The following is a 22,476-nucleotide window of genomic DNA, read 5'->3' as shown; positions in this document are numbered from 1 at the left end:
GCATCCGGCTGTCGTGCGGCGTTTGCGGCGCGGCGGCATAAACTTCTATACCAGTGTGGTTTGCCCAACTGGATGAGTGCGAAGGTCGCTCGATGACGACTTCGTTAACGCGCCATCCAAACGTGGGGTGCTCCTGGCGGCCTTCTGAATTTGTGCGGCCATTCTTTACCGGCAAAGTCGGGTATGTTACCCGTTCTCTGGACGAGATCGGGCAATCTACCCGACTTTGAGGAGGTGCCACCTGCGTTTCGTGCCGACCCCGATCGCCTCGCAACTGACGGGGCTCTCGACGGACAAGCTCCGCGAATGGACCAGCCGGCGCGCGCTGATCCCCGCGGATCAGCGTCCGAAGCGAAAGGGTTCGCCAGCCAAGTTCAGCTGGCAGACCATCCTCGTGTTGCGGGTGGCGGTTCTTCTCCGGGATCAATTCAGTCTGGAGCTTCAAGCGCATAAGGCGGCGTTCGCCGACCTGCGAAAACTGCTGCGGTCGCAATCGTTCATCGCGCTTTGGGGAAAGCGGCTCGCGCTCGGACCAAGGCGGACATGGGTATTCCTGGATGGCACCGATGCGGTTCCCGCGACCGATGCACTGCTGATCGCCCTCGATCCCCATCTCGCCATTCTCCGGGACGGCTTTGCCCTGCCGGGCGCGAGCGAGGAACGGCAGCTCGATCTCTTTTCGCTGCCGAGCGTACATGGCAAGCAGCGTCCGATACCCCGGCAGCTCCCTGATCGGCGGGCGTCATGAATACGGTGTTGCCACACGTCTTGCCCCGCCTGAGCGACTGTTCTCGGCAGTTTGTTCATGATATGTTCTCATCCGTGCAATGGCGGATGGAAGGGACATGACCGCTGCAGCGGTTCAGGAATGGCTCGAAAAGCTAGGCTATGCGGCTGAGCCGGACGTGCTGCACCAGCGCGGAGAGGCGATCCCCGAAACGCATCCTTATGCCCTGGAGATCAAGACCCTTCTCAAGCCGGACGGGGCAGTCCGCGCTCAGGCTGTCTTCGACGTGGAAGGCGTGCCGACCGTCGTCTTCGTGGCGGCGGATGAGGCGCCGCTTACGACGGCTCAGCTAGACCAGACCCGTCAGCGCATCTGGAACCAGAACCTCGCGACGATCGTCATCGAGCTCAAGGGCGAGGAAGCGATCGCGCTGCCTGCCCGCAAGCTCCGGCAGGCGGGCGAACGCCTGCGTCTTGAGGAAGCGCGGCCGGATGGCCCGTTCTCGGCCCTGGACGTCTCCACGGCCAACTTGTCACGGCGCATGCCCAAATGGTTCGACGTCAAGGCCAGAGTGGATCGCAAGCTTCTGTCGAACCTGTCGACGGCTGTCGCAAAGCTGACCGACGAGGGGCTGGACGGGATTAGTGACAAGCGCGCACGCCGACGGCTCGCTGAGCTTCTCATGGGGCAGGTGCTGTTCATTTCCTATCTCGAGCATCGCGAGATCGTGGGTGAGACCTATCGTGCCCGGCGCAAAGTCGAGCCGTTGCCCGGGTTGATCGCCAAACGGGATCGAGCCGGCATCGCCAAGCTGATTGACCGGCTCCGGTCGGACTTCAATGGCGATTTCCTGGGTGATGACCGGCATGACCCGTGGACGGCACTCTCCATCGGCGGCTTTGGTATCCTCGACCAGTTCCTGAGCCGCACCGACATGCGCACCGGCCAAGGTGATTTCTGGAACTATGATTTCAGCTATATTCCGGTCGAGCTGCTGTCAGGCCTCTATGAGCAGTTCTTGACGCCGGAGCAGCAGTCCGAGGACGGCGCCTATTACACGCCCCGCAATCTCGCCATGCTTGCGGTCGACCAGGCGTTGCTCGCCTCGCCTGATCCGCTTTCGGAGACAATCTTCGACGGCGCCTGCGGATCGGGAATACTGCTCACGACCGCCTACCGCCGCCTGATTGCTCTCGCGGAGGCGCGCGAAGGACGGCAGCTTGGTTTCGCCGAGCGCGGCGAACTCCTCAAGCGGAGCATCTTCGGCGGCGACATCAACTTCATGGCCTGTCGTGTCACTGCTTTCAGCCTTTATCTGTCGCTGCTTGAGGGGCTCGATCCGGCCGATATCCTTGAGGCGCAGGAGCGCGATGGCACCAAACTCCCGCCGCTCAAGGATCGCAACCTCGCGCACGGACGCGATCGCGCCGATTTCTTCCAAGACAAACATGCGTTCTTTGGCCGTCGCTTCTCCCTGATCATTTCCAATCCCCCCTGGGCCGAGCCGGAAGGGGAGACGCACACCTCGGCGGACGACTGGGCAGACCGCGCAGGCACGCCGTTCGCGCGCCGCCAGATGGCCGGAGCCTATGCCCTGCGCGCGCTCGACTTCCTGGAGCAAGGCGGACGCACTTGCCTGATCCTGCCGATTGGCCAGCTGCTCGGCGCGTCGAGTGAGGCGTTCGTCTCCTATCTTCTCCGCGCCTACAAGCCGAGCCGCATCATCAACTTCGGCGACCTGCAAGGGCTGCTTTTCCCAACTGCGGAAAACACCTGCCATGTGTTCCTGGGCGCGCGCCGCGGTGAGGCCGTTCTCCAGACCATCCCCTTCGGCGAGACGTTCGACTATCTCGTGCCCAAGGCCGACCTGAGCCTGGCGCTTGGCCGCCTCACCATGCAATCGGCCGATCGGCATGCGCTGCAGACCCGCTCGGTCGCCGAGGATCCACAGTTGCTCGTCACCATGATGTGGGGCGACGCCAACGACTTGGCGATCTGGAGCCGCCTCAGCCTGCGCGGCACCTTCGCAAATTTCTGGCGCGGGCCGCGCGAGTTCAGGCGCTGGACCTACCGCAAGGGTATCCATCTCGAAGACAAGAGCCGGGAGGCGGTCGATCCCGGCCCACTTCGCGACATGCCGCATGTGCCGATCGCCGCGCTCAGCGCTGGCGTGCCGGTCCTGCATCCCGACCTGCTCAGGCTCTGGCCCGAGGACAAGGACACCGTCGTCGGCCTCAATGAGGCTGTACTCGCCGTGTTCGATGGGCCGCGCGTAATCTTTCCGGACGGTTTCTCGCGTGAGCAGCAGAATGTCCGCGCGGTCTACTATGATGGGCCGGCGAGCTTCACCCACAGCATAGGGGTGATTTCCGGTCCAAGGTCGGATGCTCCGCTGCTGAAGTTCGCCGCGGTCTATCTGCGTTCCACGTTGGCACGCTATTTCCTGATGATGCGCGGCTGGAAGATGCTGTGCGAGCGCAATGGCATCCATCTGAAGGATGTCGACGCCTTCCCCTTCTTCCCGCCGGAGGACGCGCCCGATCCCGCAGCGGCCGCCTCGGCGTTGGCATCGATCACGGATCATGTCGACCGGTTGATGTCCGAGGAGGAACTGCTCCAGCTTGCTCAATATCAGTCACTTCGCGGCGAGCTCGACGCAGCCGTCTTCGCTTATTTCGGCCTGACGGATGAAGAGCGGACGCTGGTCACTGAGACCGTCGAGGTGCTCATGCCTTCGATCCGACCGCGAAGCTTCAAGAGCCTCGATACGCCTGCTCAGCGCACTGCCGGCGAGCAGCATTTCCGTATCTACGCGGATGCGCTTGCGACGGCGCTCACGTGCTGGCGCGACAGGACGGGCGGCCGAGGACGCTTCCACGTGGACGTCGTGGCCAACGATCCGGCCCGCGCTGGGCCCTCGGGAATCGTGAAGGTCAGCTACGCAGAAAAGGGCCGTGCGGCGCCCGGTTTCGCGGCGGTCGTCAACGACGATCTGGTGATCGAGACGCTGGCTGCGCTCAGGAAATCGGGGCTGCGCACCATACCGTCCGGGGACTATCTCACGCTCGTTCCGGATGCGCACCTCTGGATCGACGGCAGCCTCTACCTGGTGCGGCCCCTTACGCAGCGCAGTTGGACGGTTCGCCAGGCTCTTCGCGACGCTGAATATATCGTGCGGACTGTGCAGTCCCGCGCCGGCTTCGACAAGTTGGCGGTGCCTGCGTGACGGGTGCGTCCGACTGGCTTTCTGCCTTCCCGTTAAAACCGGCAACCGAAGCGGTCGAAGCGCTGCGCCAGGGCTGGTCGGAGCTTGCGGAGCGGCCGAGACCGGATTTCAATCCGAAGACCAGGGAGGACGCGCTCACCAAGCGTCTCAAGGTCTATGTCGAGAACCATGTCGCGCGCGAGCGCGGCCTGCTCGGCATGTGGGCGGCCGAGGACATCATCGGCGAGATCGATCCGGCGACCGGCGCCCTGATCGAGGAGCGCCGGACCGACATCGTCTATGGCTGGAACAGCGCCGTCCATTCCATGAAGCTGGTGTTCGAATTCAAGCGACTCGGACGCCAGAAGAAGCATCGCGATCATTACCTGCGCGAACAGGGCCTCGGCCGCTTCGTGACCGGAATCTACAGCCGGCGGCAGGCGGTCGCCGCCATGGTCGGTGTGCTGCTCGACCCGGTAGAGGAAATCGTGCCGCCGATCCGCGAGGCGCTGGGCGAAACCGCGCTCGCGACTCTCCTGCGATTGCGGCCAACCGCCACTGGCCAGGCCTATGCGCGACCATCTCCGCTGTTTACGGCCGCAGACTTCGACACAGAGCACGAACGTGAGCCTGCGCTCGCGCCGAGCCATGGCACAATCCGAGTGTCACATTTCTTCTTCGCCTTCGGATATCCGACGAGCACCCTCAAACCGAAGAAGCCGAAAACATCCGCCTAACCGGTGGTCTCGCACCGTTCCAGTCAAAACAGCTTATTCAACAGCTTCGGCTCGCTCGACTTCAGCCGCTCCAGCATATTGTTCACATAGAACATGTCCGGAGCGGCGTTCACCGGCAGGACGACGACGGCATAGTCCGGCTGAGCCTTGTTCAAGGCGAAGGTTACCAGCCCGACGCCATGGATGCTGCACAGCGACTTCAGGCGGTTCATGTCGTCGCTGCTCGTAGAGTTCGGCACGACGATGTAGCTCTTGTGGGAGAACAGCCGGTAGGCAACCGCCTGGCCGAAGGCGACTACCGGCTGGCTGGGCACAGCCTTGATCTCGGCTGTCACGATCTGCGCTTCAAACTTGAAGATGTCCTGCGCACGGGGTTTGAGCACGCCAATCACATCAGGTGTGCCCCACTTGCCGCCAAGGCTGGCCCCGCCAAGCGCGGCGGCGACCGTAGCCTCGTCGTTCTCCTCCAGCCATTCAGCAAAGCTGGCGTAGAAATCCTGCTCGGTCAGCGTCTCGGAACCGGGAGTTTCGGCCTTGACCGGTGCGGCGACCGTTTCCGCTTCCTGCGCGCTGGCGGCGGCATCATCAGCGGCGGCATACTGCGCGAGCTGATAGGTGCCGCGCGCAACCTTCACGATTTCAGAACTTCGAGTGGTCAGCAGGTTGTGAATGCCGCCATGGACGCTGTTGTGGGGTGTGTCCGGCGCCTGTGCTTCGACGGCACGCAGAAGGTCCGACCAGCGGATGCCCTGCGGATGTGCCTCGAGTACCTGGAGAGCGCGTTCCTGAATCTGTTGACGGTTCAGTTTCATGATTGCCCCCGGTTTTGTTCAGACGCCAATGGCCGCGTCGGGCTGCCCGGCGATAAGCGCATTGATCCAGGCGAGGCAAAGTTCCTCGCTCTTGTAGCTACCGCCCCATCTGTCGCGTTCCTGCTGGGCCACGATGGGGAAGGTGGAATAGATGTAGCGGATGTCGTCCCGGCTCTGCGCGGCATTGGCCTGATCGAATACGCCGTAGAGGATGAAATAGAGCGCATCGAGCTTGGCCCGCAGGTTCAGGCGGCGCTCTTCGTCCCATTCGAAGGGAGGCAGGACGTCGTCCTTTGCATCCACATGGCCCATGTCGCGGGCGAAAGGGGCAAGGTCATGCGCGGTGTAGGTCAATTCAAGCACCGCTGCGCGCACGATTTCGGCGGCAGTCTTCGGACCGAAGTCGCGAGTATAGGCGGGGGGAGGGATAATGGGGAGCTGTTCAAGTATATACTTGTTCAGGTGACGGCTCTGAATCTTGTTCCGTGCGAAGTAGTCGCAAGGGATCGAGTTCAGGTTTCCGGCCAGTAGGCTGCTGTCCGATGCACTCAGCTCGTCTAGCAGGGGCAACGTGTTTCCTGCGCCCACTTGCGGGATAATCGCTGCGATGAGCGACCGCTCATTGTTCGTGTTGCAGACATCATTGAAGCCAATTGCATAGCCCTGTTTTATCGCATCGACCTTGGCGGCATTGACCCAATACCGAGGAGTGGGGACGAAATCCGGCGAGGCTAGGTCTTCGATGGAGGCGTGAATGCTCTGCCCCTGACCGCTGACCGATCCCTCCGGCGTGATGACCGACGCATAGCGGTGATTGTAGATCTGGACGCTCTTGCCCTCATACAGCGGCAACCACGTCCCCGCAGCCGATTGGTAGCGCTGCCCCCCAATTGGCCACGCGCCCTCCTGGTTTTCGAGCTCCATTTTGTTGCGGAACTCCTTGCTTGCATTCGTCATGTGAAACATCGTCAGATACTTCGCAGACCAATCTGAGGTTTCTCCCTGCCCTGATTTCCGAACAAAAACTGGAACTCGTGCGTAGGTGGCAGAGACAATCCGCGCGTCCTCTGACGAGCGGAAAATTGGGACCGTGCCGGTATTGGGATTGACCGCAAGAAGAGTTGCCGCGTCCATCATTACGGTTGGGTCAGCATGCTCATTTGGAAGGGCGTGCAGCTTCACGGCGTAGCGGAACTTGGGGTAGCGCCGTCCTTCGTTCGAGGCGATCAGGATCGTCGGCTGATCCTCTGCGTGAACGTCCTTGAAGAGCCATCGGCGCTTATTCTCGAACGCGATGAATGCCTTCAGTTGCTGATTTTCCGTCACGCTGGAAATGTAGTCCGCGCTGGTCTTGTCAGCACCGATCCCGATTGGAACGAGCAGCCCAACCATGCCTTCTGGTTTGACCAGCGCATGGGCGCGCTCGACAAACAAACAGTAGAGATTGATATCGCCGCTGCTTAGCAGCGGATAATGGTCCGCCGGTGCTGGAACCTTCTTGCCGGTTTCCGCGTCTTTGGTCGGCTTGCCGCTGCTGAAGCGGGCCATCCGGAGGGTGTCGTTTGCCCGTTGCTCCGCCCGCAGATACTCGTCGGCTAGCGGATCCTCGGTTTCAACGAGCTTTTCAACCATCTCCTTGCGATCAGCCGCGCGCGCCTGCGCCGCAATTTCAGGCCTGCGTGCGGCAAACCACTCTACCTGTTGCAGCTTGATACGGTCCCATGGCGGATTGCCCACTACGGCGTCGAAGCCGCCGGCGCGCTCCTTGCTGCCCCACTTTTCCCAGACGCCAGGGAATGCGATCTGCCAGTTGAGGAAACGCTCCTCCGCGATCAGGGCGTGCGCATCGCCCAGAATGCGTTCGGCAGCCTCCAGGAGCTCGTTCGCATCAAAGCGCTGCTTCTTCATCCGGTCGGTCGCGCCAGCCTTCGCGGCTGCGGATTTCCTCGCCGCCGGTTCCTGCCGCCCCAGCATGATTTCCACCGGGTTGCCGAACTGGCCATCCAGCAGCGCGCGCACTGCGGCCTTGTCCACTGGCTGCTTTAGGTTCAGCCAGTCCAGCGCGTGGAGGAACGAGACGAAACTGTCGAGCGGGCCGATCTGCGATTGCACCCCATACCATGTCGCGGCGGACTGGTGTGCCTCGGCGATTTCGGCATCGGTCAGCCGCTCGATGATCCCCATCGCCGCCGCCGATGCCTCTGCCTCACGCAGGGGGCCGATGTGCAGAAGCTCGCCGCCCTGGGCACCCGCTTTGTCGATGGCATCGCGCACCCACAGGCCGAACAGGCTGTCGCCTACGCGCAGGTGATGGTCGATGAAAGACAGCGGCGCGCCGACCGTGAAGGTGTGCAGCCAAAGGGCCACCTTGGCCAGTTCGACCGCCATCGGGTTCTTGTCCACGCCATAGACGCAACGCTTAAGCACCATGCGGCGCACGATGTGGCGATCGTCGAGCTGGGCCTGGTCGATGGTCCAGCCTGCCGCCTTGGCATTGCGGAGGATGGTGGCGCGGATGTCCTCGATCTTGCGGGCCAGCGGGGAGACATATTCCAGATGCGGTGCCGCCTCGGCCGCCTGCGCCTGCGCCTCTGCCATGGCATCAAGCACATGGTCGGCCAGCGTATCGACCAAACTGACAAGGAAATGCCCCGATCCCATTGCTGGGTCGCACACCCGCAGTTTCAGAATGGCTTCTGCCGGGTCGGCCTCGTTCAGATCACCAGTCTGGTAGTCCGGGGAATCCTTGGAGTTCAGCTTGGCAAGGGCGGTGCGGAAGGCATCGAGCCGTTCGGCAATAAGCGGTTCCAGCGTTTGATCGAGGATCAGGCCAACCAGCTCGTCCGGCGTGTAATAGCTGCCGCTGTTCTTTCGGGCGAACAGGTTGGGTCGGACCGTGAGCGCGCCGGAATCGTCGCGGACAATCTCAAACTCCAGCAACCGTTCATAGATCGAACCGAGCTGTTGCACCGAAAGGTCGCGATAGTTGATATAGCGTGCCGTGCCCCCTTCACGGAGCCAGGACAGGGCATCAAGCGTCGGAGCCATCACGCTATCGGGAATGCGGATGGAATCGAGCAGGGGCGTGCCATCGGCGGCGAACAAGCCACCATTATACGGCGGTATGCCTACCTTCGCCTCGCCCTTGTCGATGATCCGGGCAAGATCGGCCACATGGTGCCAGATCTTCGTGGCCGTATCCGAAAAGACATCGTTCTCGGAAACTCGCCTGCCCACCTCACTGCGCTGCTGTCGCAGAGCATAGTCATCATACCGCTTTTCGCCTACCGGCAGCAGGTCGCGATCTTCGGCGTAAAGCAGGAACAGCAGGCGATAGAGCAGAACAAGCGAGGCCTGGCGCACATCCTCCAGCGATGCATAAGGGGCGGCCTCGGCAATGGCTCCAGCCAGATCGGGAAAGACCTGCTCGAACACCAACTTGGAAAGGCTGGCGGCAACCCTTTCTTCGTAGAACGTTGCCGCAGCCCGCGCGCGTTCATGAAACGAGCGATTGTCCGTCCCGGTCTTGATGAAGGCATCGCGGCAGAACATGGTGGCGAAGACGCGCAGCCAATGTTCGCGCGTGGCCTCGTCGGCGAACAGATCATCGCCACCGTCCAGCGCAAGCACGCGGCCAAGATCGATCTCCAAGAACTCTTCGGAAACCGAACGTGCACCTGCCCAGTAAAGCCGCCATTTGGTGCCATTGGTCAGGATGCCCCAGCGGAGCTGGCCACTCGTCAGGTCATCGATCCGGCGCAGATAGCGGAGCATCTGGGTGGATGGCGCGGTGGCCTCATCACGGCCAGAAGCACGATCGAGCGGGCGTGCCCATCGTTTGCTCTCGACTACGGCCAGACCGTGGGCATAGCGCTTCCATTGCTCTTGAAGCGCGTTAGCTGCCGCCTTCGCTTCGGCATCCACGAACAACAAGCCATCCGGTACGTCGTCGCGACCGCTGACAGTCAAATTCTGCTGCCGCAAGGATTCCGTCCAGCTAAGCGCGCCAAGCACCGGCCAGATGAAGTCATCTTCCGTCTGGCTCTCATTGGTCTTGTGACTTTGCGGGAATGCAGCGGCGATCTTCTCCAGTGCAATACGAAGGCCGTCCGCATCTACCGCCAGATATCCTGGATCAGCCTTGATGGCTTCGGCCAGATAATCAGTCGTGAACAGAGAACCGGAAATGAAAAGTGCTGAATCAGACAAGCAGGAACCCCTTTGCGTTCACCTTAGTCAGACCGCCTCCCGGCGGGAAGAGCGCCGCAGCTTCTTTATCGTGGACCATCGCCTCGAATGAGACGCCTAGGAGAACCAGCGCGTATGAACGACGCAGCTAATTCCGTGCCTTAGCGCGAGGGCATTTTCAGCACCGGGGACGAGCAAATTCTCGAGGGGCTGATATGACGCAAGCAAGCTCGGCAGGTCATAGCGTTCGGCAAGTTCGGTAGCCTCCGCATCGTATGTGGCGAGTGCGTCGTCGGTCACTTGGTCACCTTACTTGCCCGCGATCAACCTATTAAGCTGCGCTGGATTCGGCCAGTTTCAGGGGATGGACCTCCAGCCGCGACCTGATTCAGATAGCTGCGCAAGCGCTCTTCGGTCCGCCGCCGCAGTCGCCGACCAGACCTAAGATCGGCTACCAGTCTCGGGTCGCCTGCGGCTAGTCGGCCGAACCTGCTAGGCGCCTCGCGGCTAAGCACCAAATATGCCTCGATCTGCTCCAGAAGCTCCATCGCCGTCGACTCGCTTTGCACTTGCGTTCTTGTTATGTTCCTAATAGGGATGCGTCCTAGAGTCTAGGATGACTTTTCCTAGATATCGTGACAGGACTGTGAGCGATGGACGACGCACGACAGGCTCTCGACGAGCTCATCTCATCCCGAAGGGGCTGTACTTATTCGGGGATTTCCCGGCTGCTCGGCCGCAACGTTTCCTACATCCAGCAGTACATTCGCAAAGGTAGTCCGCGCTATCTGGACGAGAGCGATCGCAACATTCTCGCGCGGTTCTTCGGCGTGGATGAGCGTGTGCTCGGCGCCCCCCCTCACCGCGGCGCACCTGTTGTCGAACTGGTGCAGATCCCGGTTCTGGACGTCGAAGCCTCCGCCGGTCACGGCGCGCTCGCCGAAATGGAAAACAAGAGCGGGCAATTCGGTTTCGATGAAGGCTGGCTCCGCAAGCTGACTCCGAGCAAGGCTTCAAGCCTGTCGATCATCCATGTTCATGGCGACTCTATGGAGCCAACGCTCAACGATGGTGACGAGGTCATGGTCGATCTTGGAGATGGGCAATCACGGCTTCGCGACGGCATCTATGTCCTGAGGATGGACGACGCGCTCAATGTCAAACGCGTTGCTATCGAGCCCCAGGGAAGGCGGATTTCCGTGCTGAGCGACAACCCCGCCTATCCGAGCTGGCGCGGCCTGGAGCGACGGTCGATCAACATCGTCGGCCGCGTCCTGTGGTTCGGCCGTAAACTCCAGTAGGTCTGACACAGAGATGTTTCTGATTTTCGCCGCCTCGGTCGTTTCTGCCGGTCAGATTTTCACGTGCACGCCTACCCATGTCTGGGATGGCGATGGTCCGCTCTGGTGCGCCGAAGGACCGCATATCCGCATCGCGGGGATCGCCGCGCGGGAAATGGATGGAACCTGCCGCACGAACCAGCCCTGCCCCCGGGCCTCGCCGCTCGAAGCCCGCGATGCGCTGGTTAATCTGATGGGCGGACCTCGCGGGAGCATTTCGACCGGGCACGTGGTCGATCAAGGCCCGAGGCTGACCTGCCGTTCCGAAGGTTCGGCCGGCGGCAGCAGGACAGCTGCATGGTGCCGTCTGCCTTCGGGCGCCGATCTTTCCTGCGCGATGATCCGCACACGTACGGTCCTGCGCTGGGACCGTTACTGGAAGGGTCCCGCGTGCCGGTAAAGGCCAACCTCCACCTGATCGGACACCTCGAAGAAGGTCCTTTTGGCCTCCTTCTTCGGACCGGTGGCGGAGTCTGGGAACTGGAGGCGAACCGCCGATCACGCCGCCTGGTGGGCTGCAAGGTCGAAGTCACAGGCCACCGTACCGGTTTCAACGGCCTGATCTGCGACGCGATATGGCCGGCAGGTCAGCCCCGCCCTCGCCGCCGGAAGTTTAACCTCGAATATGTCCTGGCCGGTGGGTTCGTCGCCTACGGCCTTATTGCCACCCTTCTCGGGTTCGCTGGATATTTCGGTTGATGCTCAGCGAGTGGGAACTCTGGGCCTGCGCCAACCAGGTGCTGCAGACGCATGGCGACAAGGCCCCCCGCCACGTCGCTGAGCAGATCGGTGCCCTGGCGCTCGCCGGCGATGAAGCAGGCATTCGCACCTGGCAGGCCATCGCCAGACGCATTGCCCAGTTGACGAGCGGACATCCCGATACGCCGCCTCATTGATCCAATTAGCCGCCGAGCAATAAACCGGCGTCTTCACCCGATCGGCGCGAGGTCGCCCGGAAACAGGCAGGGCTGAGCGCGGCTACTCGCATATTCCTCGCCTTCGATAACGAACCCCCGCATCCGCTCGACAAGGTGGCGCGCCAGATCGACTCGAGCGTTTCTCTGGGAGCGTGGATCATCGGCATTCAGCCCGCGTCGGCTCGGGCGCCCCAGCGAGCGCCACTTCGAGATAGGTGAGCAGGATATCGTCGGCGATTCGGGGCATGGAGACAATGAGAACAAATATGGAACTTTATGTCAATCGGCCGCATGGGGACGCATGCGGACAACGCCCGGCTAGATCCCGATCTCGAACGGCTTGGTGATTGAGCGGTCGAGTTCCGGCGGTTCGCGCGTCGGTGCTGCAACCCTGTCCCTCGCCTGCCCTTTCGCAGCGGCGTCGCGCAGAAGATCGACGGTTTCGAGGGCTGATCGCTTCATTCCCGGATTGCGTTCGACCGCGGCTTCGAGTTTGCCAGGGTTGTCGACGAAGAGCGTCAAACCATCCCGCAGCCGGGTAATGGTGACGAGGAATGTCTGCTGGTTCGCAAGATTGCGCTCGCGGCTGTCCATGACCGCGATGCCGCGATCCGAGGTCAGTCCCTGCGCCATGTGGGCATTCAATGCATAGGCGAGATCGAGCCGCTGAAGCATGGGATCGTCGCGTGCGAGAATGTGCTCGGCTCCGAGCGAGGTTTTCACGGTAACGCCCTTGTTGTCGACCGCGATGATCCTGGCCTGATCGGCATTTAAGAGCCCGCGCTTGTGGTCGGTTTCGGTCCAGCGAATCCGGTCACCGCTGAAGATATCGAGCGAGCGGACCTCGAACAGGCGAAGCGTATCCTGTTCGCCTTGCAGTTTGAGCTGGCCCGGCCGGAATTCGAAGCGGCGGCCACGCGCATTCTCGAGGCTGACCCGCTCCCGGGCCGCATCGGCTTCGACGACCCGATACTGCCCTTGCCGCAGCCCCTGTCCGCGTTGGCGCCGGTCGACCTCGACGACCATGCCCGGTACATAGGTGCGCGCGTAGCGCAGCTCCTCCCGCGTCACGTTCACGCGGGACAGCGTCTCCAGGCGCATGGTCCCCGGCCCCAACTCCCCGTTGGCCCTGAGGCCGGTCTGGACGGCCTCATTGACGTCGCCGCGTAGCGAGCGGCCCGAGGCGTAGATCGACGTGGTCTCGCGCTGCGCTGGCGACAGCGAGAGCCAGGCCGCCGCTGCTTCGACGGCCGCGTCGTTGCCCGCTTCCACGACATGCGGACCCAGATGACGCAACGCTTCCTCGATCTGGCCACCCTGGGCGGCATACTGGGCGTCGCGCAGCGCCTTGTCGCGGGCGCGCAGATTGACGCTCATGACCGCGGTTTCAACGCCGGCCTGCTGCATGATATCGAAGGGCTTGCCTGCGTCGACCGCCCCCAATTGCTTGCGATCGCCGATGCTGGCGAAGCGGTCGAGCTCGAGCAGGTTGGCGAGCCGCACGAGCTTTTCCTTGTCGGCATTGCCGACCATCGAGGCCTCGTCGAGCAGCACGACAGTGTCGCGCATTGCGGCTCTCGCCTCGGCACGTCGCGACTGATCGCCGCCTTCCAGCAGGTCGCGGTGCTGGCGCAGGAAGCGCGATACCGTCATCGACGGGATGCCGGTATCGCGCTCCAGCATCTGAACCAGCGTGTTCTGCACCGCGAGACCCAGCACGGTTCTCCCCTCCTCGCGCAGGATGTCCGCGACAGGTTTCAGGACCGTGCTCTTGCCGGCCCCGGCGACGCCCTGAATCGCCACGATCCGGTTGTGCGAGCCGAGCAGCAGGCGCCCGGCTCCTTCCTGCCCCGGGTTCAGCGTCAGGCCGTATTTGAGCTGCGAGAGGGCCTGCAGCCGGTCTCCGGCGACATCCGGCGGCACAATGGCAGGTGCGACGCCGCGCCCGCTTTCGACCGTCGCAATGATGCGCTGCTCAAGACCGATCGCATCGCGCGTCGTCACCATACCGCGATCGGCACCCCTGCCTTTCAGGAGATGCCCCTGGCGCAGCAGCTGATCGACACGGCCTTCGATCTCCATCATCGAGGTCGGCAGTGCGAAGCCGAGCGCTGCCCGGTAGATGTCGGTTGTCGTAAAGGCCGCTTCGCGCTCGCCGAGGTGACGGATGGCCGAAGCGACGGCGTGGACTGCTGCCATCTGTTCAGGTGTCCGATTGCCCATATGCGCAGGTATAAGCGGGTCGCCCGTGCGCAGTCCGAGGCGCTCGGCAAACGAGCTCGCCAGCGCGCGTCCGTGCTCGACGATGCCCCGAACCGACCGTCCGAAACCCGGCACATTGCCGATGTCGTGCGCGGCGCGCGCGTTGGCCCGGGCGATGACCGCTGAAGGGTCAAAACCGAGCTTCGTCGCGGCCTCGCCCCACTGGCGCGCCAGGGCATCGCGGTCCTCGATCCTTGCCTTGTCGGCGCGCGTCATCAGGGTGGCCGCATCGCGCGCACCGGGAGTGGAAAAGTCCATCTGCTGGACCGCCTGGAGGATCTCTGCGCGCCGCGTACTGAAGGCATCCCGGACATTCCTCGGGACGCCCACGGCTTCGAAATTGCCATGTTTGCCGTACTCGCCGACCTCGTAACCGAGCTTCTCTACGGACAGGCGAAAGCGCGCCATGGTCATGGCATTGAGCAGGGTATTGTGCTCCCAGAGCTTGTCGTTGCGGAGCGCCCGCCACTTGCCATCAGGTCCCTGGGTCACATTGGCGACAACCGCGTGGAAGTGGGCATTGGGCTCCTGATTGCGATTGGTGTCGTGCTGGAACAGCCCAATGACGAGATTTCCGGTCGCCACAACCCGTTCCTTGCCCCGCACTTCCATCCGGGTCTCGGCAAGGTTCTTCTCGGCCCAGGTCAGGGTCTCCCTGACTGCAGCCGCATAGGCATCGAGGATCCGCTTGTCGCCGCCGACGAGCGCGAGAACGGACCAGCTTTTGGGCAACGAGAAGGTCAGGTCCGTACCGGCCCGATGCACCCGGTTGTCGCTGCCGACGCGGCTTCCATCCGGCAGCAAGCCCTTCAGGACCGCTTCGAACTGTTTCGCCTCGACACGCCCGCGAAGCCCGAGCTGTTCGGCGCCCTTTCCCAGCCACTCGCCGGACCGGTCGGCATCGGCGCGCGTGTAGTAATTGTCGGCCGCGAAGTAGTTGGCAGCGCCGCCGGCCGTCCGGACATTGGCTACCGAGAGCATGCCATGCCTCCCCGCCGTGCGGCGCTTGCCTTCAGCATCACAGGTCCAGATCGCCGAGATCGGGTTCCTCGGGCAGCGCGGTGTCGCGTTCGCGCATTCCGTCTTCGAGCATCAGCCGGCGCGCCTCTGTATCGGCACGACTACTCGGGGTCCTGTCTGGATCCTGGGGCAGGTTTGCGGGTGGCTTCACAACCGGCGCATCGGAACGTCCGGTTTCGCGCGCGTCCCTCTCGGGATCGCCTTTGGCAGGCGTCCGCCCTGCACGAAGGACGGCATCCTTGGGTAGAGTCACCGGGCCTGCTTCGGGATGCTGTTGCGCCCGGCTGTTCCCCATCTTCCTGGCCTGGCGCGGCATGTCGGACGGTTTGTCTGCAGCCTCTGCCGCTCTCTCTCGAGCAGCGTCCTGCGCCCGTTCGCTTTTGCCGCGCGCCTCGCGGCTCTTGTCTGGTTCGAGCGCCAGAACGCCCTGCTTGGGAACCACCGGCTTGCCCGCGCCATCGTCGTTGGCAGATGGATGGTCCGTGCCGGGCGAAGTTGCCGGATCGGAGGTTTCGGCGTGTGGCGATTGCGACCGCGAGGGACTGGCAGCCGGACGCTCCTGGGCACGGCCGATGAAGGTTTCAGCGACTTTCGGCCGGTTTATCGGCTTCAGCTTGATGGGCGCGGCCGGGAAGCCATCGGGGAATTTGACGTAGCCTGAAAGCCTCGAGAGATTCATGAGCTGGTCGGGCAGGAGCAGCGGTTCGATATGCTTGCGCGGTGTCAGGCTGACCGCATCGCGGGCATTGTTGTAGCCGTAGGTATAGCCTTCCTCCATGTCCCGGACCTGGCGGTGGCCGATGAAGTCCGAGCACCAGGTTGCTGTCTCGCGGTCGGCGGTCCCGAGGATCAACTTGGTCCGGGCAAGCGATGACAGCGTCATGGCCATGTTTTCGCCGTAGACCTCCTTGAGCTTGGCGTAGGCGTGGAGCCCAAGGACGATCGCTCCGCCGAAATTCCGTGCGGTCTGGAGGCCCTTCTCAAGAGCTGGCAGCCGATGGAGCGCGCCCAGTTCGTCGACGAAAAACCAGCACTTGAGATCGCGGGTTCGTGGGCCAGTCATCAGCATGTTCATCGCCGTGTCGAGCCAGAGGGTGAGCAACTGGGCACAGACACTCATGTCGACATAGCGCGCCGAGATGAACACGATCGAACCCCGGTGATCATCATCGCTACCGTCGTCCTCGATCCATTGGCGAACCGAGAAACGCTTGCCGGCGGTCGGCAGAAGCTTCAGCGCCTTGGCGTTCACGTTGAACACCGCGCGGATCGATTCCGCCATGCGGGCGGCTTCCGGCGCGGTCAGGGGATCGGCGATCGTTCCGCGCATCATGGCATGGACGCGGGACAGGTCGGCCGTCATCAATTCACGGGCGAGCGCCTCGTTGGTGCCCCTACCCTCGGCGAGCAGTTTGAGGCAGAATTCGACAAAGAGCGCGCGCGCGGCGATGACCCAGAACTGCGCCTCGCCGCCACCGTCGTGTGGCACCAGGGCTTCGGCGGCGGCCCAGAATTCACCCTCGGTGCGGCACTCGTCGAAGAGACTCCATTGCGGGCAGCGGGCATCGAGCGGGTTCAGGATGATGTCCCGTTTGCCATCATGGAAATGCTCGATGAAAGCGCCGGTGAGATCGAAGACCACGCAGCGCTGTACCTTGGCCCGCGCCTCGGCAAGCATGTCCGACATGGCGACCGTCTTGCCCATGCCGGTCGTGCCGATGAGCATTGCGTGGCTCTGCTCCAGCCGCCAGGGATAGACGACCGTCGCGAGATGCGAAGGCTGGTAGGGGAACACCCGGGCGAGTTCCCGCGGTGAGCACAATCGCCACTTCCAGCCAAGTGCATCTGAGAGCTCACGGCTGCGCTCGCGCCGGTTGTGAGTGCGCAGTTCATCGACCAGTTCGGGAAGCGTCACGAGCATCGCGCCCCGCTCGTGCTTTCGCTCCTTGGACCGGCTGCCGAACCGCGCCGCGAACCAGTAGAACAGTGCAAATGCCGGGACGAGGAGCAGCGCCGAACGAGCGAGAGCACTGCTCGCGAGGGCCAGCATATGCTCCCAGGCTCGTACTACCGGCGGGAAGGTATCGAGCAGCGCGATGGGGAACTGGATGGTCCCGCCAAAGCCCGTTTCCAGGGCGATCTTCTTCTCGGCATCGAACTCCATGAAGCCGTAGATTGCAGCATAGATGCGCATCCATACCAGATAGACTTCGTGGGCACTGAGACCCTCCGATATGGTCCACCACGAGGTCCACGCAATCACGATAGCGGCAACGATCATCGGCCCCTTGAGCCCCGCCGCGAACATGAAGCTGAAGTGGCCGAGGAGTTGGCTGCCGCGGGTGAAATTGACGAGGTTGCGCTTCATGCGTCGCCTCCCTCGCCGGCAGCCGGGGCAAGCCCCAGTTCCTTGCATTTGCGCGCGTAAGCCTGGCGCGCACGCTCCCTTAAACTGCGATCGGGATGACCGGCGAGAAGGGCATCGATGCCAACCATGATGAAGAGGCTTTGTCGCGCCATCCGGTCCACGATGGCATCAGGCAGGACTGCTGCACCGGCCCCGTCACATGCCGCGGAGAGCAACGAGCGCGCCCATGTGCTCACGTCGAGATCGCGCGCGCGAGCGACATCCCGGATGCGCGCACCAAGCTCACTGGAAACGTAGATTTGAAGACAGACTGACCGTGTCATGCACGGACTCCTTGTAGTCAGGAGCCCGGAACGCACTGCGAAAGGCACAATCTATATAAGTCGCCAATGAGAACATGTCAAGAACATTGAGAAATGGCGGATTCGCGCGATTCTCGACAGGCTGCCGGGCGACTTTCACGGTCCCGGCATCCCTCCGGTCAAATTGACTTAGATCCTGCCCATAGCCATTTCTCCTCCCATCACATTGGTTTTTTTACACTATTTCATGCGACCCGTCGCGTAGGGTGTGCCCATAGTCCCCAGCTTCGAGGTTACAATCCAGGTATCGATCCTGAAACGGCATGGAGATTTTGAGGTACCGCACCATCGGCGGGTAAGAACGAAGCCAGGCGCTCACTGCGTGGGACCGGCATGGCAAAATGTACCCCTTGGGCCTATGATCGGTTGCTGCATTGCCCCGAACAGGAGCGCAGGAAATGACAGAGGTGACGTTGAGCGCGACGCCCAAGGGTAACGGCTTCCAGGCGACCGTGACCTACTCCAACGGTGTCTCGATCAGCTCGGCGGAAGCGTTCCCCACCCGTGCAGAAGCGATCTCGGCCGCTGCGATGAAGGTGCTCGACATGCCGGAGCGTCTTGAACAATTCGACACTCTCGACGGCGGCGATTGACGCTGCAAATTCGACCTGACCAGTACGCACGGACAGCGCAAAGGGAGCCGAGCAAAAAGAAAGGAGGAAGCCCTGGGCGGACTTCCTCCTCATTTGTCGGATCAGAATTCATCGTTGAGCTTGCCGGGCACGGTGTCGATGACCCGGTCCAGCATGCGCTTCGGCAGTGCGCCGTAATCCCCTTCATCGACCGTGATGTAGCCGACCTCGTCATCGGTCAGAACGTACTGGGTGAAGTAGCTGTGAAAGGACCGGGCATGGGCCTGATCCAGTGCTGCAACATAGGCTGCCTGATCGGCCTGGAAACCACCCTGTGCGATGTTCAATGAAGCGTACATGTCAAACCTCCTGAGTTTCGATGCTTCGCATCAGGAGATCGAAGGATGTGGGTGACGGGCCGGGTCAGGGACCGCGGAACGCGGCCGCGAAGCGGCGATGGGGGTCACGATTTTTTCGGGCTTGCCCGGAAAAATGGTGGGGCCCCGTCGTCCTTGACGCGGCCCCAAAGCCCACATCACGATCGGACTTCTGCGAGAGAGACCTCTCCAACCCCTCCGCCCAGGCGCACGATCAGCGCAGAAACCGATTTCCTACAGCGCGGACGACTGACATTGTCGGCGGCGGAGGGGACCCACGGCCAGTGAAAGGAACACTGATGGCCAGGTCCAAACGGAGTGCCCGCGATGCACTCAAGAAACTGCGTGAACAACGGGCACAACTCGACACCGAGGAAGCCCGGCTTCGCGAGGAAGCAGCAGCCGAACTCGGCAGGCTGCTCATCGAATGCGGCGGTGAGACAATCGAACCGGCCCAGCTCCGGCAGATCGTCCGCGCAGCAATGACGCTCGGAACCGAAGAAGCAATGAAGCGTCTCACGGTGAAGTGACGGCATCAGGCGGCGGCGCGCGGGCTCGATGCACCGCGCCGCCGCCAACGCCCTCAAGCAAAAGAAAAGGCCCCGATGGCTTGCGCCACCGGGGCCTCGTCGTTGGGGCAGGACATTCAGTCCTCGTCGATATCGGGCGCACCTTCGTTACTGCCCGAGCGGCACTTCGTGAGGAAGTCGACCTTGTCGGCGATGATCTCGCAGCCGTAGCGCTTGGCGCCGCTCTGATCCTCCCACTGGGTGTAGTGGATGCGCCCTTCGATCGTCACCAACTGGCCCTTGGTGCAATACTTGGCGACGTTCTGGCCGAGACCATTGAAGCAGGTGACGCGGTGGAATTCGCTGTCCTTGGCAGTGTAGCCGTTCTCGTCCTTGTAGGTCTTGCCATCCTTGCGGGCGGGCCGGTCGGTCACGACGGAGATCGAGGTGATGTTGGTGCCGCCCTGGGTGGTGCGGGTTTCGGGGTCGCGAGCGATGCGGCCAACGAGGATAACGAGATTGGTCATGGGTTTTCTCCTGATCGAGCATTCCGGGTCCATCCCGGCTGCAAACCCGAGCAGAAGCGCCCCGCGGCGAAGCGCACCGAAGGGGAACCCGGAACTGGTTCGGGTGGTGCGGGCAGCCGGGCAAAGCCCGGCAACTCGGCCGGACCTGATCCGGGTTGCGCGTCTCGACGAGGGGTGATTCAGGGACAGGTTTGCTTAGGTCCGGGTGGAGCTGGATGCCTTGAACAGGCGTGCCCTGCCCTCATTCACGTGGCCGTTGGCTAGATGAACTGCCCCTCCCTACGCCGGGCGGAGCCGTCTCAGATCTCAGTACGGGTTGTCCTGCCTGCAGGAGGCAAAGGGCCAGACGGAACAGGACCGCCGGTGCCAGGTATGTCGATCGTCACCCCTTCAACCTCGTCCAGACGGTGCCCGCGCAGCATCCAGGCCTGCCGAGTGATGAGGCGCGCCCAATCGGCAAAGGACGGGATCGCGCCCAGGTCTTCGCGCACGTGCTGCTCGCCAACCAGACGCACCGGAACGATCCGGCCGTCGGCATTGACGAGGGTCTCGCCGAAGAGGGTTTCGAGCATGAAGATCCCCTCGGCGTGGTGCCGAAGCGCACGGTGTCGGGGGTCCGCAACAATAGCCTTGGACTGATCGAACCATTGATGCAGCGGCAGATAGTCGTCGACTGTGCCGCCCCATTTCCGGACCGACGAGAGGGCATGGTAGTAGCAATGTGCCATGCCAAGTCTCCTAGAGCTCGGTCGAATGATCGTCGGTGGCGGTGAAGCGCAGACTGCAATCAAGCACGAAGGTCTCCTCGGTCACGTCGATGACGAGTTCACCGCATGCGCCGTCATTGATTTCCCAACCGGGATGGTGGCGCTCGAGCGCGAGATAGGCGAGCTGCTCAAGAGCCTCTCCGAGGGTCTGGGGACCGCGATCATTGCCATTATTAGGCTCGGTGGTTCCGGCGGGTTCGACGGTTCCTTCAGGGCACGCAACTGCCCGGCCCGCAGCGTCGAAGCAGACGCATTCCTCGACGGCGCCGCTGTCACCGCAACCGTCGAAGCGGACCTCGACGCGGGCAATTCCTGCCACTTTGCAGGAGCGGAATCACGGCCGCCTTGAGCTGCTGGATTTCCTCACCAACCTGGGTCTGCCGCTCGGCCTGGCGAACAGCGAAGTCGGCCATCACGGCCTCGAAATCGATCATGGGTTTGCCTCCTGTGAGAAGGAGCCGAACGTCATTCGCTGGCTCCACAGGGCAAGAAGCGTGCCTTTCCTCTGCCTCGTCGACGCCAGCGCCGGACAGCGCTGGCGCGAAGGCCAATCGGCCTCAGCCCTTGCCGGCCGACGGGCTCTTGGGGCTGGTGCCGAGAGGACCACGGCGATCGACAACGGTGATGCGCCGAGCCTTGGCCTCGATGACCAGGCGCTCCAGAACGCCATTGCCCGGAAAGGCGATGACGTAGCGCGGATCGAGCGAGAGCATCCGTTCGTTGCGCTTGAAGCCGGCACGGGCGCCCAGCCGCATGTCGAGCGAGAAGGTCACCTGGGGGATATTGCGGCGCTCGGCCCAGCTCGATGCCAGGCGGTCGACGCCCTTGGTGTCGCCGCCGTGGATCAGCACCATGTCGGGAACTCGGTCGCGGACCTTGTCGAGGGTTGCCCAGACATTGTTGCCGAAGGTCAGGGCTTCGTCCTCGGTGGCATGGCGGGTGCGCCCACCGGCGAACACGACCGGCGTTCCTTCGGGCATGGCCGCGCGGCGCTTGGCCTCGGCGCGGGCACGCAGGAAGTCGCGGCCTTCGACGAGCGCGGAGGTGAGCATCGCACCGTGATTGAAGCGCGAACTGGAAACCGGCTTCCAGGAGGAGCCGAACTCGTTGAGATACAGAGCGGCAGCGACCTCGCGCATTTCTTCCAGAGCCAGCATCGCGCCCTCCGCACATTGCGCACGCTCGACCTGCGTTTCGAGTTCGTGGGTGTGGATCTCGGATCCATCAGCGGTGGCGATGAGCGCCCTCACCTCATCGGTGGCATGGTCGACGGCCGTGGATTTGCGAGTCGCGGAACGATGGAAGATGTTGACGAAGGCCCAGCCGAGATCCTCGGCATCGGCCTCGAGAGCTGTGCCCGAAACCATCGCGAACAGATCGGACCAGACCGCTTCAAGCGTCTGGACGACGGCGTCCGATGATGGGAAATCGCTACTCGAAACGGGTGCTGGACCAATCGAAAATCCGGCGAGATCGAAACCGGCAAGCTGGTCTGCGAATGACGTTTGCATGGAACAAGTCCTCCTGACTGGCGTGAGGCTGACGCCGCCCGACATGGCTGCGCCAGCGAGAGCCCGTCAGGGCCAGCTTGAGGCGGTGCTCCGCACCCGCAGGGGAAACCCGCTTCGGAAGGCTGGCGCGGGCAGGCATGGTCCGAAGGGCCAGGGCAACACGGGCCTGCCGAAGCCGGGTTGCGGACGCCGCCGGCTGGCCCAGGGCCTCTCTCGCTCGTGACGCAAGCCATGGGGAGCGCCGGGCATCGTGCCGTTCAGGAGGTCACAGGCGA

20 protein-coding genes are annotated in these 22,476 nt (G+C 62.8%); 9 read left to right on the top strand and 11 right to left on the bottom strand.

Annotation, left to right across the window (positions count from 1 at the left end):
• The first annotated feature begins 250 nt into the window (after positions 1–250).
• The 3 genes from AC3WLD_RS10335 to AC3WLD_RS10325 all read left to right on the top strand — a co-directional run bounded on the left by AC3WLD_RS10335 (position 251) and on the right by AC3WLD_RS10325 (position 4,669).
• A complete protein-coding gene (locus tag AC3WLD_RS10335; protein WP_492556875.1) occupies positions 251–748 on the top strand; it encodes a hypothetical protein in 498 nt (165 codons plus the stop codon).
• Positions 749–845: 97 nt separating this feature from the next.
• Positions 846–3,953, top strand: coding sequence for an N-6 DNA methylase (locus tag AC3WLD_RS10330; protein ID WP_492556874.1), 3,108 nt, complete (start codon positions 846–848; stop codon positions 3,951–3,953).
• Positions 3,950–4,669 (top strand): hypothetical protein, encoded by a 720-nt coding sequence (locus tag AC3WLD_RS10325; protein WP_492556873.1) that lies wholly within the window; start codon positions 3,950–3,952, stop codon positions 4,667–4,669. The genes AC3WLD_RS10330 and AC3WLD_RS10325 overlap by 4 nt, the downstream gene beginning before the upstream one ends.
• A 23-nt stretch (positions 4,670–4,692) precedes the next feature.
• Here the strand turns inward: AC3WLD_RS10325 and AC3WLD_RS10320 are convergent, their stop codons facing one another.
• Both AC3WLD_RS10320 and AC3WLD_RS10315 read right to left on the bottom strand, forming a co-directional pair.
• The gene (locus tag AC3WLD_RS10320) at positions 4,693–5,481 is read right to left on the bottom strand and encodes a hypothetical protein (protein ID WP_492556872.1); all 789 of its coding nucleotides are present in this window, start codon (positions 5,479–5,481) and stop codon (positions 4,693–4,695) included.
• 18 nt (positions 5,482–5,499) lie between these two features.
• Positions 5,500–9,690: an Eco57I restriction-modification methylase domain-containing protein gene (locus tag AC3WLD_RS10315; RefSeq protein WP_492556871.1), complete on the bottom strand. Its 4,191-nt coding sequence runs from the start codon at positions 9,688–9,690 to the stop codon at positions 5,500–5,502.
• 632 nt (positions 9,691–10,322) lie between these two features.
• Between AC3WLD_RS10315 and AC3WLD_RS10310 the strand changes: the two genes are divergently transcribed.
• Genes AC3WLD_RS10310 through AC3WLD_RS10295 form a run of 4 tightly spaced genes read left to right on the top strand, consistent with a single transcriptional unit; the run spans position 10,323 to position 11,905 of the window.
• On the top strand, positions 10,323–10,970 hold the full coding sequence (locus AC3WLD_RS10310) for a S24 family peptidase (RefSeq protein WP_492556870.1): 648 nt from the start codon (positions 10,323–10,325) through the stop codon (positions 10,968–10,970).
• Between the two features lie 13 nt (positions 10,971–10,983).
• Entirely contained in the window at positions 10,984–11,409 is a 426-nt protein-coding gene (locus tag AC3WLD_RS10305) for a hypothetical protein (RefSeq protein ID WP_492556869.1), read from the top strand.
• The gene (locus AC3WLD_RS10300) at positions 11,400–11,708 is read left to right on the top strand and encodes a DUF5818 domain-containing protein (protein ID WP_492556868.1); all 309 of its coding nucleotides are present in this window, start codon (positions 11,400–11,402) and stop codon (positions 11,706–11,708) included. The genes AC3WLD_RS10305 and AC3WLD_RS10300 overlap by 10 nt, the downstream gene beginning before the upstream one ends.
• Entirely contained in the window at positions 11,708–11,905 is a 198-nt protein-coding gene (locus AC3WLD_RS10295; protein ID WP_492556867.1) for a DUF6961 family protein, read from the top strand. The genes AC3WLD_RS10300 and AC3WLD_RS10295 overlap by 1 nt, the downstream gene beginning before the upstream one ends.
• 339 nt (positions 11,906–12,244) lie before the next feature.
• Here AC3WLD_RS10295 and mobF read toward each other — a convergent pair whose 3' ends face one another.
• Genes mobF through AC3WLD_RS10280 form a run of 3 tightly spaced genes read right to left on the bottom strand, consistent with a single transcriptional unit; the run spans position 12,245 to position 17,899 of the window.
• The gene (gene mobF / locus AC3WLD_RS10290; RefSeq protein WP_492556866.1) at positions 12,245–15,169 is read right to left on the bottom strand and encodes a MobF family relaxase; all 2,925 of its coding nucleotides are present in this window, start codon (positions 15,167–15,169) and stop codon (positions 12,245–12,247) included.
• Positions 15,170–15,206: 37 nt separating this feature from the next.
• Positions 15,207–17,576, bottom strand: coding sequence for a type IV secretion system DNA-binding domain-containing protein (locus tag AC3WLD_RS10285; RefSeq protein ID WP_492556865.1), 2,370 nt, complete (start codon positions 17,574–17,576; stop codon positions 15,207–15,209).
• On the bottom strand, positions 17,573–17,899 hold the full coding sequence (locus AC3WLD_RS10280; protein WP_492556864.1) for a hypothetical protein: 327 nt from the start codon (positions 17,897–17,899) through the stop codon (positions 17,573–17,575). Before AC3WLD_RS10280 ends, AC3WLD_RS10285 begins: the two co-directional genes overlap by 4 nt.
• Positions 17,900–18,336: 437 nt before the next feature.
• On the opposite strand from AC3WLD_RS10280, the gene AC3WLD_RS10275 reads away from it, so the two are divergent.
• On the top strand, positions 18,337–18,531 hold the full coding sequence (locus AC3WLD_RS10275; RefSeq protein ID WP_492556863.1) for a dsRNA-binding motif domain-containing protein: 195 nt from the start codon (positions 18,337–18,339) through the stop codon (positions 18,529–18,531).
• Between the two features lie 101 nt (positions 18,532–18,632).
• Here the strand turns inward: AC3WLD_RS10275 and AC3WLD_RS10270 are convergent, their stop codons facing one another.
• A complete protein-coding gene (locus tag AC3WLD_RS10270) occupies positions 18,633–18,869 on the bottom strand; it encodes a hypothetical protein (RefSeq protein ID WP_492556862.1) in 237 nt (78 codons plus the stop codon).
• 317 nt (positions 18,870–19,186) lie between these two features.
• On the opposite strand from AC3WLD_RS10270, the gene AC3WLD_RS10265 reads away from it, so the two are divergent.
• Positions 19,187–19,417: a DUF6437 family protein gene (locus AC3WLD_RS10265; RefSeq protein ID WP_492556861.1), complete on the top strand. Its 231-nt coding sequence runs from the start codon at positions 19,187–19,189 to the stop codon at positions 19,415–19,417.
• Positions 19,418–19,533: 116 nt separating this feature from the next.
• Here AC3WLD_RS10265 and AC3WLD_RS10260 read toward each other — a convergent pair whose 3' ends face one another.
• The 5 genes from AC3WLD_RS10260 to AC3WLD_RS10240 form a co-directional block, all read right to left on the bottom strand.
• Positions 19,534–19,923: a single-stranded DNA-binding protein gene (locus tag AC3WLD_RS10260; protein WP_492556860.1), complete on the bottom strand. Its 390-nt coding sequence runs from the start codon at positions 19,921–19,923 to the stop codon at positions 19,534–19,536.
• 299 nt (positions 19,924–20,222) lie between these two features.
• Complete coding sequence (locus tag AC3WLD_RS10255; protein WP_492556859.1) at positions 20,223–20,651, bottom strand: DUF6915 family protein; 429 nt, start codon at positions 20,649–20,651, stop codon at positions 20,223–20,225.
• Positions 20,652–20,661: 10 nt separating this feature from the next.
• Complete coding sequence (locus tag AC3WLD_RS10250) at positions 20,662–21,009, bottom strand: DUF6878 family protein (RefSeq protein ID WP_492556858.1); 348 nt, start codon at positions 21,007–21,009, stop codon at positions 20,662–20,664.
• Entirely contained in the window at positions 20,963–21,124 is a 162-nt protein-coding gene (locus AC3WLD_RS10245; protein ID WP_492556857.1) for a hypothetical protein, read from the bottom strand. Before AC3WLD_RS10245 ends, AC3WLD_RS10250 begins: the two co-directional genes overlap by 47 nt.
• A 123-nt stretch (positions 21,125–21,247) precedes the next feature.
• Complete coding sequence (locus AC3WLD_RS10240) at positions 21,248–22,201, bottom strand: DUF2493 domain-containing protein (RefSeq protein ID WP_492556856.1); 954 nt, start codon at positions 22,199–22,201, stop codon at positions 21,248–21,250.
• Positions 22,202–22,476: the final 275 nt, after the last annotated feature.

The sequence above is a fragment of the Novosphingobium sp. FW305-C-111 genome (assembly GCF_058783565.1).
This window is presented reverse-complemented; position numbering and strand designations above follow the sequence as displayed.